This window comes from Halorubrum sp. Atlit-8R (assembly GCF_003666025.1).
Taxonomy (GTDB): domain Archaea; phylum Halobacteriota; class Halobacteria; order Halobacteriales; family Haloferacaceae; genus Halorubrum; species Halorubrum salinarum.
Window position 1 is genome coordinate 332,347 of sequence record NZ_QPLV01000003.1, and the last position, 15,391, is coordinate 347,737.

Annotated in this window: 15 protein-coding genes; 8 read left to right on the forward strand and 7 right to left on the reverse strand. The window is 70.1% G+C overall.

What is annotated here, in order from left to right; all coding sequences use genetic code 11:
- The first annotated feature begins 24 nt into the window (after window positions 1-24).
- From lysX to argF, 6 genes are read left to right on the forward strand one after another with little or no spacing between them, the layout of a single operon-like run.
- Entirely contained in the window at window positions 25-942 is a 918-nt protein-coding gene (lysX, locus tag DVK05_RS10400; RefSeq protein WP_121563403.1) for a lysine biosynthesis protein LysX, read from the forward strand.
- Complete coding sequence (gene argC, locus DVK05_RS10405) at window positions 939-2,012, forward strand: N-acetyl-gamma-glutamyl-phosphate reductase (RefSeq protein WP_121563280.1); 1,074 nt, start codon at window positions 939-941, stop codon at window positions 2,010-2,012. The genes lysX and argC overlap by 4 nt, the downstream gene beginning before the upstream one ends.
- Complete coding sequence (locus tag DVK05_RS10410; RefSeq protein WP_121563281.1) at window positions 2,009-2,941, forward strand: acetylglutamate/acetylaminoadipate kinase; 933 nt, start codon at window positions 2,009-2,011, stop codon at window positions 2,939-2,941. The genes argC and DVK05_RS10410 overlap by 4 nt, the downstream gene beginning before the upstream one ends.
- Window positions 2,938-4,065, forward strand: coding sequence for an aspartate aminotransferase family protein (locus tag DVK05_RS10415; RefSeq protein ID WP_121563282.1), 1,128 nt, complete (start codon window positions 2,938-2,940; stop codon window positions 4,063-4,065). The genes DVK05_RS10410 and DVK05_RS10415 overlap by 4 nt, the downstream gene beginning before the upstream one ends.
- A complete protein-coding gene (locus tag DVK05_RS10420) occupies window positions 4,065-5,228 on the forward strand; it encodes a [LysW]-lysine hydrolase (RefSeq protein WP_121563283.1) in 1,164 nt (387 codons plus the stop codon). Before DVK05_RS10415 ends, DVK05_RS10420 begins: the two co-directional genes overlap by 1 nt.
- A gap of 57 nt (window positions 5,229-5,285) precedes the next feature.
- Window positions 5,286-6,185: an ornithine carbamoyltransferase gene (argF, locus tag DVK05_RS10425; RefSeq protein WP_121563284.1), complete on the forward strand. Its 900-nt coding sequence runs from the start codon at window positions 5,286-5,288 to the stop codon at window positions 6,183-6,185.
- A gap of 23 nt (window positions 6,186-6,208) precedes the next feature.
- Here the strand turns inward: argF and DVK05_RS17335 are convergent, their stop codons facing one another.
- The 6 genes from DVK05_RS17335 to DVK05_RS10450 form a co-directional block, all read right to left on the reverse strand.
- Window positions 6,209-6,364, reverse strand: coding sequence for a hypothetical protein (locus DVK05_RS17335; RefSeq protein ID WP_199712316.1), 156 nt, complete (start codon window positions 6,362-6,364; stop codon window positions 6,209-6,211).
- A 369-nt stretch (window positions 6,365-6,733) separates the two neighbouring features.
- The gene (locus DVK05_RS10430; RefSeq protein WP_158293444.1) at window positions 6,734-7,606 is read right to left on the reverse strand and encodes an NmrA/HSCARG family protein; all 873 of its coding nucleotides are present in this window, start codon (window positions 7,604-7,606) and stop codon (window positions 6,734-6,736) included.
- A gap of 314 nt (window positions 7,607-7,920) precedes the next feature.
- Window positions 7,921-8,781, reverse strand: coding sequence for a hypothetical protein (locus DVK05_RS10435; RefSeq protein ID WP_147437764.1), 861 nt, complete (start codon window positions 8,779-8,781; stop codon window positions 7,921-7,923).
- Between the two features lie 157 nt (window positions 8,782-8,938).
- The gene (locus DVK05_RS10440) at window positions 8,939-9,838 is read right to left on the reverse strand and encodes a helix-turn-helix transcriptional regulator (RefSeq protein ID WP_121563287.1); all 900 of its coding nucleotides are present in this window, start codon (window positions 9,836-9,838) and stop codon (window positions 8,939-8,941) included.
- A gap of 84 nt (window positions 9,839-9,922) precedes the next feature.
- Window positions 9,923-10,780 (reverse strand): ABC transporter permease subunit, encoded by an 858-nt coding sequence (locus DVK05_RS10445; protein WP_121563288.1) that lies wholly within the window; start codon window positions 10,778-10,780, stop codon window positions 9,923-9,925.
- On the reverse strand, window positions 10,777-11,754 hold the full coding sequence (locus DVK05_RS10450; protein ID WP_121563289.1) for an ABC transporter ATP-binding protein: 978 nt from the start codon (window positions 11,752-11,754) through the stop codon (window positions 10,777-10,779). The genes DVK05_RS10445 and DVK05_RS10450 overlap by 4 nt, the downstream gene beginning before the upstream one ends.
- 302 nt (window positions 11,755-12,056) lie before the next feature.
- On the opposite strand from DVK05_RS10450, the gene DVK05_RS10455 reads away from it, so the two are divergent.
- Together DVK05_RS10455 and DVK05_RS10460 are read left to right on the forward strand one after the other, a co-directional pair.
- Complete coding sequence (locus DVK05_RS10455; RefSeq protein WP_121563290.1) at window positions 12,057-13,442, forward strand: MFS transporter; 1,386 nt, start codon at window positions 12,057-12,059, stop codon at window positions 13,440-13,442.
- A gap of 132 nt (window positions 13,443-13,574) precedes the next feature.
- Window positions 13,575-13,994: a DUF4260 domain-containing protein gene (locus tag DVK05_RS10460; protein ID WP_121563291.1), complete on the forward strand. Its 420-nt coding sequence runs from the start codon at window positions 13,575-13,577 to the stop codon at window positions 13,992-13,994.
- Window positions 13,995-14,107: 113 nt separating this feature from the next.
- Here DVK05_RS10460 and DVK05_RS10465 read toward each other — a convergent pair whose 3' ends face one another.
- A complete protein-coding gene (locus tag DVK05_RS10465) occupies window positions 14,108-15,370 on the reverse strand; it encodes a twin-arginine translocase subunit TatC (protein ID WP_121563292.1) in 1,263 nt (420 codons plus the stop codon).
- Between the last annotated feature and the right edge of the window lie 21 nt (window positions 15,371-15,391).

The following is a 15,391-nucleotide window of genomic DNA, read 5'->3' on the forward strand; positions in this document are numbered from 1 at the left end:
GGCCGCGACACGCGAGTGGTCGACATGCACGTAGGGATCCTCTACTCCCGGATCCGGCGGGACGAGAAGCTCCTCCTCAACGAGCTCCGCGACCGGGGCCACGAGGTCGAGAAGATCGACGTCCGGACGGAGCGGTTCGGGTTAGAGTCCACGACGGCCGCGGTCGACGACCTCGACCTCGTCGTCGACCGCTGCCTGTCGACGAGCCGGTCGCTGTACGCGACCCGCTTCCTCGACAGCTACGGCGTCCCGGTGGTGAACTCCCCCGAGACGGGCGACGTCTGCGCCGACAAGGCGAAGAACTCGCTCGCGCTCGCCGAGGCGGACGTGCCGACCCCGGCGACGGAGGTGGCGTTCACGAAGGACGCCGCCTTGGAAGCGATCGAGGAGTTCGGCTACCCGTGCGTCCTCAAGCCGGTCACCGGCTCGTGGGGCCGGCTGATGGCGAAGATCGACTCGCGCAACGCCGCCGAGGCGATACTGGAACACAAGGAGACGCTCGGCCACTACGAGCACAAGGTGTTCTACGTCCAGGAGTTCGTCGACAAGCCCGGCCGCGACGTCCGCGTCTTGGCGGTCGACGGCGAGCCGGTCGCGGCGATGACGCGCTCCTCGGACCACTGGCTCACGAACGCCGCGAAGGGCGGCGAGACGGAGTCGTTCGACCTCGACGAGCGGGCGACGGAACTGGTCGAGAGGGCCTCGGACGCGGTCGGCGGCGGCATGCTCGGCGTCGACCTGATGGAGGTGGGCGTCGACGCGGACGCCGACCCCGCCGAGGGCGGCGCGGAGGACTACACCGTCCACGAGGTGAACCACACCGTCGAGTTCAAGGCGCTCGACTCGGCCACCGACGTCGACGTCCCCGCGCGGGTCGTCGATTGGCTTGAGGCGAAGGCGGTCGAGTCCGCCGAGGGGTCGGTCGCGGGGGTGGACGCGTGAGCGCGACCGACGGCGGCGACGCGACCGAGGAGACGTACACCGCGAGCGTCGTCGGCGGCACCGGCTTCACCGGCGGCGAGCTGCTGCGGATCCTCGCCGGCCACCCGGGCTTCGAGGTCGTCCAGGCCACCTCGCGGTCGGCCGACAACATGACCGTCGGGCGCTCGCACCCGAACCTGCGCGGGCTCGACCTGCGCTTCTCGGACCCCGACGACCTGGCGTCGGTCGACGTGCTGTTCGCGGCGACGCCCCACGGCGTCTCGATGGGCCGGATCGACGAGTTCTTCGAGGCGGCCGACACGGTCGTCGACCTCTCGGCCGACTTCCGGCTCCCCGAGGCCGACGCCTACGACGAGTGGTACGACGGCCACGCGTCGCCGGAGTACCTGGAGCGCGCCGAGTACGCGCTCCCGGAGCTGAACCGCGAGAACCTGCCCGGGGCGGACCTGATCGCCGGCGGCGGCTGCAACGCGACCGCGACGATCCTCGGGCTGAAGCCGCTCGTCGACGCCGGCGCGCTCGGCCCCGACGCCGGCGAGGTCGTCGTCGACGTGAAGGTCGGCTCCTCGGAGGGCGGCGCCGGCGGGGGCGCGGCCTCCTCGCACCCGGAGCGCTCGGGCGTCGTGCGCCCGTACGCGCCCACCGGCCACCGCCACGAGGCCGAGATCGAGGCGTTCCTCGGCCTCTCGGTCTCGTTCACCGTCCACGCGGTCGACATGGTGCGCGGCGCGAGCGCGACCTGCCACGTATTCCCCGACGAGCCGGTCTCGAAGGGGGACCTGTGGGGCGCGTACCGCGAGGCCTACGCCGACGAGCCGTTCATGCGGATCGTCTCGGGCGGGGGCGGCGTCTACCGCTACCCCGAGCCGAAGTCGGTCGCCGGGACGAACCACGGCGAGGTCGGCTTCGAGCTCGACCCCGGGAACCGGCGCGTCGTCGTCTTCTCGGCCATCGACAACATGACCAAGGGCTCGGCGGGCCAGGCGGTCCACGCGGCGAACGTCGCGCTCGGGCTGCCCGAGACCGCCGGCCTCGAGTTCGACGGGCTCCACCCGGTGGGGTCGCCATGAGCGGGGAGCGGACCGGCGGCGCGGCCGCCGACGATCCCCCGGTCGTCGTGAAGGTCGGCGGCGCGAAGGCGGTCGACCCCGCCGGCGCGGTCGGCGACGTGGCGCACCTGGCGGCGAACGGCCGCGAGGTCGTCGTCGTCCACGGCGGCTCGACGGTCGTCGACGAGACGCTCGAACGGCTCGGAATCGAGCCCGAGTACGTCGAGTCCGCCTCCGGCGTCACCGGCCGCTTCACCGACGCGGAGACGATGGAGGCGTTCTCCATGGCGATGGCGGGCAAGCTCAACACCGAGCTGACGGCGCGGTTCCGCTCGGCCGGGGTCGACGCGGTCGGCCTCTCGGGCGTCGACGGCGGGCTCCTCTCCGGGCCCCGCAAGTCGGCGGTCCGCGTCGTCGAGGACGGCAAGCGGAAGATCCGCCGCGGCGACCACTCCGGAACGATCGAGTCGGTGAACGCCGACCTGCTCGCCGGCCTCCTCGACGACGGCTACACCCCCGTCGTCTCGCCGCCGATGGCGGGCGACGAGGGCGACGGCGAGGTGACCCCCGTCAACGCGGACGCCGACCGGGCGGCCGCGGCGGTCGCCGGCGCGCTCGGCGCCGACCTCGTCCTCCTGACCGACGTGTCGGGCGTGTACGCCGACCCGGACGACCCCGAGACCCGCATCGACGCGGCCGCGACGCCCGAGGATCTGGCGGCCGTCGAGGACGCCGCCGAGGGGTTCATGGGCAAGAAGGTGATGGCCGCGAGGGAGGCGCTCGAAGGCGGCGCCGGCCGCGTCGTGATCGCGGACGCCAACGTCCGCGACCCGGTCGTCGCCGCGCTCGGCGGCGAGGGGACGGCCATCGAGCGGTCCGCGCTCGGCGACGGCGCGGAAGGCGACGCCGACGGCGGCGAGGCCGCCGAGGAAGGGGGTGAGACCGCGTGAGCGGCTTCGTCTTCTCGGAGAAGCCGATCGAGATCGCCTCGGGCGACGGGGTCCACCTCACGGACGCGAACGGCACCGAGTACCTCGATTTCGGCGCCAGCTACGCCTGTACGCCGGTGGGCCACTGCCACCCCGAGGTCGTCGACGCCGCGACGAGCCAGCTGGAGGAGCTCATGTACGTCCAGGCGTCGTACCCGCACGCGGCGCGGACGGCGCTGTACGAGCAGTTGGCCGAGGTCGCGCCCGTCGACGTCGACAACGTCTGGCTCTGTAACTCCGGCACGGAGGCGAACGAGGCCGCGCTGAAGTTCGCCCGGCACGCGACGGGCCGCGAGAAGATAGTCGCGACCACGCAGGGGTTCCACGGCCGGACGATGGGGACGCTCGCGACGACCTGGAAGGACAAGTACAAGGAGGGGTTCGGCCCGCTCGCGGGCGGCGTCGAGTTCGTCGAGTACGGCGACGCCGACGCGATGCGCGAGGCCGTCGACGAGGACACCGCCGCGGTCATCCTGGAACCGCTCCAGGGCGAGGGCGGGATCAACCCCGTCCCGACCGAGTACCTCCAGGCCGTCCGGGTCGCGACCGCGACGAGCGGCGCCGCGATGATCCTCGACGAGATCCAGACCGGGCTCGGCCGGACCGGGTCGATGTGGGCCGCGGAGAACCACGACGTGGTCCCGGACGTGCTCACGACCGCGAAGGGGCTCGGCAGCGGGCTCCCGATCGGCGCGACGCTGTGCCGCGACTGGATCGCCGCGGACGCCGGCGACCACGGCTCGACGTTCTCCGGCGGCCCCGTCGTCTCCGCGGCCGCGGGCGCCACCCTCGACGTGATCGAGCGCGAGGACCTGCCCGCGCACGCCGACGAGGTGGGCTCCTACCTCCGCGGCGAGCTCCGCGACCGCCTCGGCGACGACGTGCGCGACGTGCGCGGCGACGGGCTGATGGTCGGGATCGAGGTGCGCCGCGGCTCGAACCGGCTGCTGCGCGACCTCGCGATCGAGCACCAGGTCCTCGCGCTGCCGGCGGGACGCACCGTGCTGCGGCTGCTCCCGCCGCTGACGATCGAGCGCGAGCACGCCGACGCGGTCGTCGACGCGATCGAAGAGGTGATCGGCTGATGGCGGCCGGAAAGGGACGGGAAGCCGACGCCGCGTCCGAGGAGGGCGGCGACGTGGTCGCCGGCGGCGGCTACCCGGCGGCCTGCGACACGCCCGCCCGGAAGCTGCTGTACGACATGGTCTCGATCCCCTCGCCGTCCGGCGAGGAGGAGCGGGCCGCCGAGCGGCTCGTCGACTTCTTCGAGGCGAACGGCCGGGAGGCGTGGATCGACGACGCCGGGAACGTCCGCGCGCCGGCGGACGACGCCGTGCTCCTCACCTCCCACGTCGACACCGTCCCGGGCGACATCCCGGTCGAGGTGCGGCCGGCGCCGCCCGAGGGCGAGCTCCCCGAGCCGTCCGACGTGCGCGTCGGCGAGCCCGGCGACCCCGTGCTGTGGGGCCGCGGCGCGGTCGACGCGACCGGCCCGCTCGTCGCGATGGCGGTCGCGGCGGTGAAGACGGGCGTCTCGTTCGCGGGCGTCGTCCGCGAGGAGGTCGACTCCGGCGGCGCGCGCGCCCTCATCGACGACCGCGACGCGCCCGAGGCGGTGATCAACGGCGAGCCGTCGGGCTGGCAGGGGATCACCCTCGGCTACCGCGGCCTGCTGGAGGGGACGTACGTGAACACCAGCGAGTCGGGCCACTCCTCGCGGCCGGAGCCGAACGCGATCCAGCACGCGATCGACTGGTGGCACGGCGTCGAGGAGACGTTCACGCCCGACGACGCCGAGACCGCCGTCTTCGATCAGGTGACGACGAAGCCCATCTCGGTCGACGGCGGGCTGAGCGACGACGGCCTCGCCGTCGAGGCGACGATGGACGTCCAGCTCCGGATCCCGCCCTCGCGGCCGGTCGACGAGATACACGAGCTGGCGGAGGCGGAGCTGACCACGGGCTCGGTCCACTGGGGCGAGCCGATGCCGCCGGTGATGGAGAGCCCGCGGACCGACCTCGCGCGGGCGTTCCGCGTCGCGATCCGGGGCGCCGGCGGCGACGTGCGCCTGCTCCGGAAGACCGGCACGAGCGACATGAACCTCTTCGCGGCCGCGTGGGACTGCCCGATGGTCACCTACGGCCCCGGGAACTCCGACCTCGACCACGCGCCCGACGAGCGGCTCCCGCTGCCCGACCTCGACCGCGCCGTCTCCGTGCTGACCGAGGTCTGCCGCGAGCGACGCTGACCGACCGCCGCGACCTTCGAACTCGACCGGTCTCCAACGACACCACACCACCCAACGATGCCACTCGCCACCGACGACTTCCTCGACATCGACGACGTGACGCCCGCCGAACTGGACGCCCTGCTCGACCGCGCCGCCGCGATGAAGGCGGGCGAGACCGACCCCCGACTGGCGGACGCGACGCTCGGGATGATCTTCGAGAAGCCCTCGACGCGCACCCGCGTCTCCTTCGAGACCGGGATGACGCGGCTCGGCGGCCACGCCATGTTCCTCGGCCCCGACGACATCCAGCTGGGCCACGGCGAGCCGCTGCGCGACACCGCGCGCGTCCTCGGCCGGTACGTCGACGGCGTGATGGCGCGCCTGTTCGACCACGCGGACGTCGAGACCCTCGCGGAGTACGCCGACTGCCCCGTGATCAACGGGCTCACCGACGAGGCGCACCCCTGTCAGACGCTCGCGGACCTCCTCACGATCCGCGAGACGGTCGGCGAGGACGCCACCGTGGCGTGGGTCGGCGACGGCAACAACGTCGGGCAGTCGTTCGTCGTCGGCGCCGCGATGGCGGGCATCGACGTGGAGGTGGCCACCCCGGCCGACTACGGGATGAACCCCTCCGTCTTCGACCGCGCCGCCGAGTTCGGGCTGGACGTGACGCCGACGACCGACCCCGAGGCCGCCGTCGAGGACGCCGACGTGGTGTACACCGACGTGTGGATCTCGATGGGCCAGGAGGACGTGCGCGAGGAGAAGCTCGCCGCCTTCGACGGGTTCCAGGTGAACGCCGACCTGCTCGCCGGCACCGACGCGACGGTGATGCACTGCCTGCCCGCGCACCGCGGCGAGGAGATCACCGACGACGTGCTCGAGTCCGACCGCGCCCTCGTCTGGGACCAGGCGGAGAACCGGATGCACGCGCAGAACGCGCTGCTCGTCGAACTGCTCGGCGGGGAGTGACGGGCGACGGCGGGGCCGTCGCCTCACTGACGCCGCGGCGGGTCGCGGTCGTCCATGAGGAAGACGCTGTCCTGGTTCGGGTCGAAGTACACCTCCAGCGCGCGGAGGGCGCCCACGTACGCCGCGACCGCGGCGAACACGAACGAGATAGCGGCCGGAACGACGAGGCCGAGGACCATACCGGGCTGATCGCTCCGCCGCCGACAAATGCGTAACGACGGCGTGTGCTGGTTAGCGCCGCACCGCGGCGCGAACCGCACGAGCGAGGGACGCCGCGAGCGAAGCGAGCGGGAACGTCTTCGGGCTGGATGGGCTTCAAAACGGCTAGGGCTCTGGAGGAGTTCGCCGCAGAACTCTAACAACGGCTCATAACCGAGCGGCTGGGAATTCGGAGGCGTCCGCCGGCGCTCTCCGGTTAGCTGCTTATGAACGAACGGCTCTGTTGAAATCCTCGGCAACTGGTGGGATCGGCGTGCGAGATACGGAGGGTGAATTCCTCAAAGTGGGTGGACCAAAGCGACGCACCGCTCGACGCCTACGCGGGAACGTCAGGCCGCAGGCGAGACCGGTTGGAACGCATCGCTGTTCGAGAGGTACGACGCAAACTCGGTCGGTTCGATGCCGTACGCCTCCGCATCGGCCGTCGGGTTCGACCCGTAGCCGACCTCCTCGAACCAGGTGTACATTTCGGCCATCTCCTCGCCGGCCATCGCGCGGTAGTCGTCGATCTCGGGACGGACGTGCGTGATTTCGCGACCGAGCATGTCCGAGAGCGCCGCCGCCAGTTCGACGGGCGTGCGGTTGTCGCCGGCGAGTTCGATGGTTTCCCCGACGAAGCGCTCGGGGTCGGCCAGCGCCATTGCGGCGGTCTTGCCGATGTCCGTCGCGTCGACGATCGCGAGCGGCCTGTCGCCGGACAACGGCATCGAGAGCGTCCCCTCCGAGAGCTCCTCCCCGTGGAAGTGGGCGAAGTTCTGCATGAAGAAGACCGGCCGGATGATGGTGTACTCGAAGTTCAGCGCCTTGATCCGGTCTTCGACGTCCGCCTTGGACGTGAAGTGCGCCAGCGGAGCCTCGTCCGCGCTCCCGACCGAGGAGTAGACGAGGCGCTCGACGCCGGCGTCCGCCGCGGCTTCCGCGAGGGTGACGCCCTGCGCTTTCTCCGCGTCGGTCCCGGCTTCGAAGAACGTCGTCACGCAGAAGACGGCGTCCATTCCCGCACAGCACTCGCGCATGCGCTCGGCGTCGGTGAGGTCCCCTTCGAGAACGGTCACGCCGGCCGATTCGAGCGCCCGGGCCGCCTCGCTGTCGGCGGTGCGGGTCAGACCGTACACGTCGTACTCACCGAACTCGCCCGAGAGGAGGTGGTCAACAACGCTGCCGCCCTGTGTGCCAGTCGCGCCGGCTACGAGAACTTTCATGCCCATACAGGTACTCAGACGGGCGCTGAGGAGATTAATTAGCAGTGATGCGTGGTAGCATTCCGTCGATAGCGTCTGCCGATGGCAAAACGGACGGGGCGAGGGGTTCGCGCCCGCTGTTCAGCACGGAAGCGACAAGCCGCCCAGCAGCTGTTCGGAAGCGACAAGCCGCCCAGCAGCTGTTCGTGACTGGCTGACGGACTCAGAGAGCGGGGAGGCCGGGTGATCTCTAATTTCCTGTCCCTCGGTGAACAGTCGAGCGTGGGGCGATCAGGGTGGCACAATTCGTCTCGCTTCACGGTCAGGCGTCTCGATCAGCGATCCATGCGTCGCAGGTCGACGCGGCCGAAATCGCTGGCAGCGTGAAGTCGGTGGCCACCGTCGTTGAGACGGCCGGCCACGCGGTTGCGGCGAGACCGCTGGTCCGACAGCTCAAGGTCCGAGGACACCCGCCCGTCGGCCTCGGCCAGTACGTCGAGGTCGAGGTCGGCAGCCACACCCACCACGACGTCACCCACCTCGGAGCGAATAGCGGTATCACGGCGCACGCCCAGCACTTCGACCTTCACGCGGCCAATTTCGGTTCGCACGTCGTCGAGTCCGGTCACGGACGCGGCCTCGATGTGGCCGGCAGTCGAGCGAAGCGAGAGGTAGCCGTCCACCCCGCTCGCGACGATAGCCCCGGCGACCGTCTGGATGCGGGCGTCACCGCGCGTGTCGGTCAGAGTCACCTCGCCGAAGTCGGTGGTGACCCGGGTGACAGCCGGCCCCTCGGCGCCAGCCGGTACGCCGATCGTGAGGTCCACGCGAGGCGTCTGGTCGGTCCTGATCCGCCCGGTGTCGGCCGTCGAGACGACCGTGAGGACCCCGTCCACTAGGTCGGCGTCGACCGCGAGCGCGTCAAGGCCGCGCTGCCCGTTCCACGACCGCTTCGTTGCGCCCACCTCGACGGCGTCGGTTGACCGACCGGCGACGGTCACGGACCCGACGTCGCTGGCCACGCGTAATTCCGTGACGGCTCCCGGGGCGAACGTCCACTCGCGGCGGTCGGTCGTTTCGCCGGTCCCGAGGCCTCGGGCAGTACAGCCCGCGAGAGACGTGGCGGCCACGACCGCGCCCGCGCCCAGAAACGCTCGTCGGCTCATCCCGCCATTTCGATTTGTCGTCGTGTTCATCAGCAGTGTAGAAGCTGGAAGACGACTTAACCGGGCCCAGAAGGCCGCTTCTGTACGATAGCGAGTGTCCCGCTCGGATCGACGCCCTACCCGATGGCGACACGCTCGACGCCGTTCAGTTGATTCCGCTCACCGGCCGTGGTCCGCGAGCCGGTACTCACCCGACCGTGATCCGCTCGACGCTGCTGATGCTCATGTCGTCTTCCAGCGTCGTAACGACCCGTTCGCCGTCGTGTTCCAGTTGGACCCTCATCCGGGGCGGCGATTCGGAGAGGAGTTCCCCGGTCGGGAGTCCGACTGCGCCGAGCTCCCACGTCGGCGTCCGACCGTTTTCGAAGCCGTGGTCGTAGAGGAACCCCGCGACCGCCGGGTGGTACAGCATCGGGGCACCGCCGGAGGTGGTGGCGGTGCTGCCGCAGCGGTCGCATTCGAACTCCGCGTGGGCGGGCAATCCGCCTATCCCCTCGTCCGCGTCGTCGACCACCAGCCGGCCGTCCATCCGGCCGGCACAGGTGTAACAGAACCCGTCGATGACGCCGCGGATAACGTGGCACATCCACCGGTCGAAGGCGAGCGGGAGCTCCTCGGGCTCGAACTGGTCGAGGCTGCCCGGCGGGAACCCGAAGTCGTTGTGGAAGTCCTCGCATGCGGTACAGTCGACGGTCGCGGTCTCCTCGGCGTACTCCGCGACGAGGCCACCTCCACAGACGGGGCAGCTCCCCTCGACGGGGATGGCCTCGACGGTCGCGTTGGCGGTGTAGAGGCCGGCGTATATCGCGCCGATGACCTGCCGGCCGGCGTATGTCAGCTCGTACCCGTCGTCGGTCCGGCGGACGAAGGTCCCGCGCAGCTTCCCCAGGTGGTAGTTGAACCGGCCGCTGTCGTCCACCCCCGACCGGCGATGTAGTTCGGCGAACGGAACGGGCTCATCGGGCGTCTCACCGAGGGCTTGGAGGATTTGGAGGCGACTCTCGTCGCCCAGCAGCCCGAAGACCGCCCCGGGAGACCGCCCCTCGACGCTGATGGCGCCGCTTCCGGGGTCGTACTCGTTGCTCATGTGGCACTAATCGATGTCGTAGTATATCTTCGTGTCGGCGTGAAAGGAAGTCGCACTGCGGCCGGGCCCGATCCGAGGCCCGGTTCAGAGGTCGGCGCGGGCGAACCGGCGGTAGCCCAGTGCCAGTGGGACGACGAGCCACGCCGCGAGGACCGCCATGCTGGCCCAGCCGGTCAGGTAGAACGGGACCGGCCCCGCGAGCTGTGCGCCCAACGCCGCCGCGGTCGCGGAGCCGTCCCCGAGGAACCACCCCAGAGCGTTCGTGTACGCCGTGCTCGGCGTGATGACGTTCAGGAACGCCACCCAGGCCGGAACCGCGGCGCCGCCGGAGGGCACCGAGAAGCCGTTGACGACGAAGAGCGCCGCCAGCGGGACGATGTCTGCGAGGATCTCGAGGACGACGAAGGCGCCGATGCCGAAGGCCATGGCGCGGCCGCCGCTCCCCGTCGTGGCAGAGATGGCGACCATGACGCCGATGTACACCAGCGCGAGCACGAGCGTCATCGCCGTGAAGACGGCGTAGTCGACGGGGGCGAACGAGTCGAACAGAGCCAGCGCCACGACGAGCGTGATCGTCAGGCCGACCACGATGGCCGCGCCGAGGACGGCAGTCCGACCGACGAGCTTGCCGAGGACCACGTCCGCGCGGCTGTGGGGGAAGCCCAAGAGGAGCTTGCCCGACCCGCTGGCGCGCTCGCCGGCGATGGCACCGGCGCCAACGACGATGGCCGCGATGGAGACGAACAACGTCACGGCGCCGATGAGCAGCGTGAGGAACCCCAGCGTGCTCACCTCGCCGATATCCTGACTCACCGCTGGAACCGTGCCGTACAGCACCGCGAAGCCGACCGACATGAGGACGAAAAGACCCGTGACGGCCCAGAGGCCCCGGGAGAGGCGCGCGTCCTGGAAGTCCTTCCGCGCGACGACGACCCAGCTCATGCGCGCACCTCCGTCGCCTCGTCGTCGACTGCCGGCGTGTCCGCAGCCGTCTCCGCGGACGCGTCCGGCGCGTCCTGGGTGTAGGCGGCGAACAGCTCCTCCAGCGACACGTCCTCCGTGTCGAAGTCGAGTAGGCGAGCCCCGGTAGCCTCGACGGCAGCGAGGACCGCCGTCTTCGCGGCTTCCTCGCAGGCGACCGACAGCCGCTCGTCGCCGTCGTCACGGACGCTGGAGACGCCCTCGACCGCCGCGATGGCAGCGATGACTTCGTCGCCCATCGGCTCGACGGCGAGGGTGAGCCGGGCCTCGCTGTCCAGCGCACCGCGCAGCGCGTCGATGGTGTCGACCGCGACGATGCGACCGTCGCGGAGGATGCCGACGCGATCACAGACCGCCTCGACCTGTTCGAGGATGTGCGACGAGAAGAACACCGTCGCGCCGCGGTCTCGCTCCTCGCGGATGATCTCGCGCATCCGGCGCGCGCCGTTCGGGTCCAGCCCCGTCGTCGGCTCGTCGAGGATGAGGACATCGGGCTCGCCGACCAGCGCCATCGCGAGGACGAGGCGCTGTTTCATGCCCTTCGAGAACCCACCGGCCGTCCGGTCGGCGGCGTCAGCGAGGCCCACGCGTTCGAGAACGGCACCGATGTCGTCGTCCGCTTCCTTCGAGTCGACCGCGAACTCGAGGTGCTGGCGCGCGGTCAACCGGTCGTACAGGTGATACCCGTCCGGGAGCACCCCGACCCGCTGCCGGACCGCCAGCGAGTCGGCTTGGACGTCGCGTCCGAGGACCGACGCCGAGCCGGCCGTCGGGCGCACGAAGTCGAGCAGGATGTCGATGGTCGTCGACTTCCCGGCGCCGTTGGGGCCGAGGAAGCCGAATATCTCGCCCTCCGCCACGGAGAGGGTCACGTCGTCGAGTGCGGTCACGTCGCCGTACCGCTTCGTTACGTTACTCAGTTCGATTGCGTTCATCGTCCGATGGATCGCCGTAAGGTGATATAGCGGCTCGCAGAAGACGCGTTCTGTGTGCGATAGCGTAGCGCCTCCGGCACCTCTCGAGTCCGTGGCGACGTGGCGGAACCGGAGTGGATGAGCGCTGAACGCCACACGGAGCGGTCCCGCGATGCTCGGGCGGCGACGCTACCGTGTCTGCCTGAAAAGCATCGCCTCGTTGGGTCGGGGCGCGGACCTGTAGCCGGCGGAGTTCCGGTCAAGAGCCCTACAGAACGACCCTTCTGGGCCCGCTTATCACGCGCTTCAGCGTCCACTCGCTCATGAGAACGCTCCTCAACAACCCCGATTTCCGGCGCCTGTTCGCCGGTCGCTTAGTCACCAATGCCGGTGACAGCCTCTACTTCGTCGCTGCGATGTGGCTGGTCTGGGACCTGACCGGCAACGAGCTCTACACCGGGCTGGCGGGCTTCTTGACGCTCGCACCCGCGGGACTCCAGTTCCTGTTCGGTCCGCTGGTCGACCGGTGGCCGCTCCGGCGCCTGCTGGTCGCTACGCAACTCCTACAGGGGCTGCTCGTCCTGTCAGTCCCTGCGGCTCATCTGACGGGTCACCTCTCGGTGTGGGTGGTGCTCGCGGTGATGCCGTCGCTTGCGCTGCTCAATCAACTGGTCTACCCCGCACAGACCGCCGCAATCCCCCGTATCGTCGACACGGACGAGCTCGTGGCCGCGAACTCGCTCTTCGCGCTCGCTTACCAAGGTGTCGACGCCGTGTTCAACGCGTTGGCCGGCGTGCTCGTCGTGGTCGTCGGTGCCGTGGCGCTGTTCACCCTCGACGCGGTGACCTTCGCGCTGGCTGCTGCCCTCTTTTCGACGCTCTCGGTGCCGCGGGCCGACGACACGAGCGTTGATCGCGGCCCCGAGTCTGAGACACCTGCCGAGGCGCCGACCCGGGGCGTCGAGCCGACTCCCGACGGCGGACGGGTGCCGGAGGAAGCTGTCCCGGAACGCGAGGAGACAGCCGCGCACGGGTCCCCCGACGCTGCCGCATCCGACGGAAACGGCGGTGCGTCCGGGTACCTCGCTGACCTCGAGGAGGGCATCGCCTACCTCCGGGGGACGTTCCTCGTCCCGATGCTCCTCGGAAGCGTTGTGATCAACTTCGCCCTCGGAGGGACCGTCGCGATACTCCCGTCGTACGCGGCTCACGTCGGGGGCGTCGACGGGTACGGGTACCTGATGGCGGCGCTGGCCGTGGGTATCCTGGTCGGGTCGCTGGCCGCCTCATCGCTGGCCGGACTGGCCTTCGGCCGGTTGTCGATCGCGGCGTTCCTGCTGTCCGGCGCCGCGTGGCTCGGCGCCGTCGCGGCCGGCCGGCTGCCCGTCACTGTCGCTCTGTTCGTCATTGCGTTCGTCCCGGTTGGCGTGACGAACGTCCTGATCGTCTCGGTCGTCCAGGCCGTGGTCCCCGAGACGCTACTGGGTCGGGTAACGGCCGTACTGGGGAGCGCCTCGGCGGTATCGACGCCCTTCGGAGCTCTCGCGGGAGGTGCCGCCGCTTCCTTTGTCGGGCCGGTGGCCGTGATAACGGTCGCCGGTGTCGCGTTCCTGCTACTGGCTATCTATCTCGCCAGTGTCCCCGCGCTTCGACGGCTCCCCGCGGTCGGTGACATCGACACGTTGGCAACCGAGCGACGGCCGACGTAGTTTCTCGCTCCGATCGCGGCTGCCTGTCTCCCTGCGTCGACTCGCAACCGCGAGTAACTCGCAGAGACGTCCGTCCGGCGATGCTACACCGTCTCACTACGAGTATTTCCGCTTGGTCAGCGTCCCTTGGTTATGCAACCGATACAGATTCTTCGACTGGAGGGGGCTGGCCTCGCCGCCGTGGCGACCGCGACGTATTTCACGATCGGTGGCCCGATTTGGCTGTTCGTCGTTCTTGCGCTTGCGCCTGACGTCTCGATGCTGGCGTACCTTGGAGGCGCTCGGGTCGGCAGTACGGTCTACAACGTGTTCCACACCTATCTCGCCCCGGCCGCGCTTGGAGTGGTTGGGGTGTGGTTCACCGTGACGCCGCTCACCTTGATCGCGCTCGTCTGGGCTGCTCACATCGGCGTTGACCGCGCCGTGGGGTACGGACTCAAGTATCCGACCGGGTTCAAACATACGCATCTCTCCGGTGACACCGACGACGGCACTCCGGCGGGGAATCCAGCCGAGCTAGTCTCCAGCGCCGCCGGGAAGAGAGACGACTGAGGCACAGATCCGTCACGGAATTACAGGATTCGCGCGTGGCGTTCGGCACGGCTCCGAAAACACATCGGCTACTGAGGGGTTCAACGGAGCCAAACGAGCGACACCGCCCGGACCTAGTTCCCGGTCCAGCGCAGTATCGCGAGCGTTCCCTCGAATAAGGCGATCATCGTCAGCGTCACGATGATCGGCGCCATCCCGGTCGGGTCGGGGCTGAACAGGAACGCGATCCCGAGGAACGTCCCCCAGAAGATCAGCCGCTTCGCCTCCAGCCACTGCCGGGTGACGAGGTTCATCATGATCGCGAGCATGATGAAAAGCGGGATCTGGAAGACGATCGCCATGAACGCGAGCATGATGACGATCAGGTTGAACGTCTCCGCGAGCCCGAAGGCGATCGTCGCCGCGTCGGAGGTGTAGGTGGTGAAATACGAGAAGATCGCAGGCAACACGAGGAAGTGCGCGAACGCGATCCCGATCCCGCCCAGGATGAGGCTCGTCGGCACCGCCGCGAGGTAGTAGCGCCGCTCCGTCTGGTAGAGCCCCGGCCGCATGAACCGGTACGTCTCGTAGACGAACGCCGGGAGCCCGACCACGACGCCCGCGAGGCCGGCCACCTTCAGCCGCGTGAGCGGGAGTTCGAGCGGGCCGTACAGCCGCGGGCGGTTCTCCATCGGCGCCGGGATGTGGTAGCTCCAGAAGTAGTTGATGAGCTCCGTCGACTCGGTGACGACGACGAGCGTCGCGAGCCCGCCGATGAGGAACACGACCGCCAGCCGGCGCATCATCTCCTCGATGTGCACGGCGAGCGGCATCTCCTCGTCCGTCTCGGGGCCCTCGATCCCGTCGAACGGCTCGTCGTCCTCGGTCGTCGGCAGGCCGGCGGTGGCGGGGTCCGCGGCGTCGGCGGTCGTCGCCGGGGTGCCGCCGTCGCCGGCGGCCGCGGCGTCGTCCGCCGTCGCGTCGTCTGCCGTCGCGTCGTCCGCCGACACGTCGCCGTCCGGCGTCCCGTCGTCTGCCGTCTCGTCGTCCGTCGACGCCTCGGCGTCGAACGACTCCTCGTCTGCCTCGTCACCGTCGTCGAGCGCGGCCGACCGACCGGCGTCCTCGGCCTCGACGACCTCGTCCGGGTCCGAGAGCGTCTCCGGGGACTCGTCGTCGTCGTCCGTCTCTCCCGCCGGGGAGTCGTCGTCGTCGCCGTCGGTCGACCCGACCTCGGGCTCGACCTCGGCGGTCACCTCGGACTCGACGCCCGCGGACGGCTCCGCGTCGGTCTCGGACCCGTCGTCGACGGCGCCGTCGCTCTCGGGTTCGGCCTCGTCGGTCGACCCGTCAGCGGCGGCCGAGTCGTCGTCGCGCGACCGGTCCGAGTCGTCCATTCAGTTTCCCTACGCGACCGG

Excerpts from the sequence above, each read along its gene's own strand:
- DVK05_RS10435 (WP_147437764.1), bottom strand. The coding sequence starts at position 8,781 with ATGAACACGACGACAAATCGAAATGGCGGGATGAGCCGACGAGCGTTT.
- argF (WP_121563284.1), top strand. The coding sequence starts at position 5,286 with ATGCCACTCGCCACCGACGACTTCCTCGACATCGACGACGTGACGCCC.
- DVK05_RS17335 (WP_199712316.1), bottom strand. The coding sequence starts at position 6,364 with ATGGTCCTCGGCCTCGTCGTTCCGGCCGCTATCTCGTTCGTGTTCGCC.
- DVK05_RS10420 (WP_121563283.1), top strand. The coding sequence starts at position 4,065 with ATGGCGGCCGGAAAGGGACGGGAAGCCGACGCCGCGTCCGAGGAGGGC.
- DVK05_RS10460 (WP_121563291.1), top strand. The coding sequence starts at position 13,575 with ATGCAACCGATACAGATTCTTCGACTGGAGGGGGCTGGCCTCGCCGCC.
- DVK05_RS10430 (WP_158293444.1), bottom strand. The coding sequence starts at position 7,606 with ATGAAAGTTCTCGTAGCCGGCGCGACTGGCACACAGGGCGGCAGCGTT.
- DVK05_RS10450 (WP_121563289.1), bottom strand. The coding sequence starts at position 11,754 with ATGAACGCAATCGAACTGAGTAACGTAACGAAGCGGTACGGCGACGTG.
- DVK05_RS10410 (WP_121563281.1), top strand. The coding sequence starts at position 2,009 with ATGAGCGGGGAGCGGACCGGCGGCGCGGCCGCCGACGATCCCCCGGTC.
- DVK05_RS10440 (WP_121563287.1), bottom strand. The coding sequence starts at position 9,838 with ATGAGCAACGAGTACGACCCCGGAAGCGGCGCCATCAGCGTCGAGGGG.
- lysX (WP_121563403.1), top strand. The coding sequence starts at position 25 with ATGCACGTAGGGATCCTCTACTCCCGGATCCGGCGGGACGAGAAGCTC.
- DVK05_RS10465 (WP_121563292.1), bottom strand. The coding sequence starts at position 15,370 with ATGGACGACTCGGACCGGTCGCGCGACGACGACTCGGCCGCCGCTGAC.
- DVK05_RS10445 (WP_121563288.1), bottom strand. The coding sequence starts at position 10,780 with ATGAGCTGGGTCGTCGTCGCGCGGAAGGACTTCCAGGACGCGCGCCTC.
- DVK05_RS10455 (WP_121563290.1), top strand. The coding sequence starts at position 12,057 with ATGAGAACGCTCCTCAACAACCCCGATTTCCGGCGCCTGTTCGCCGGT.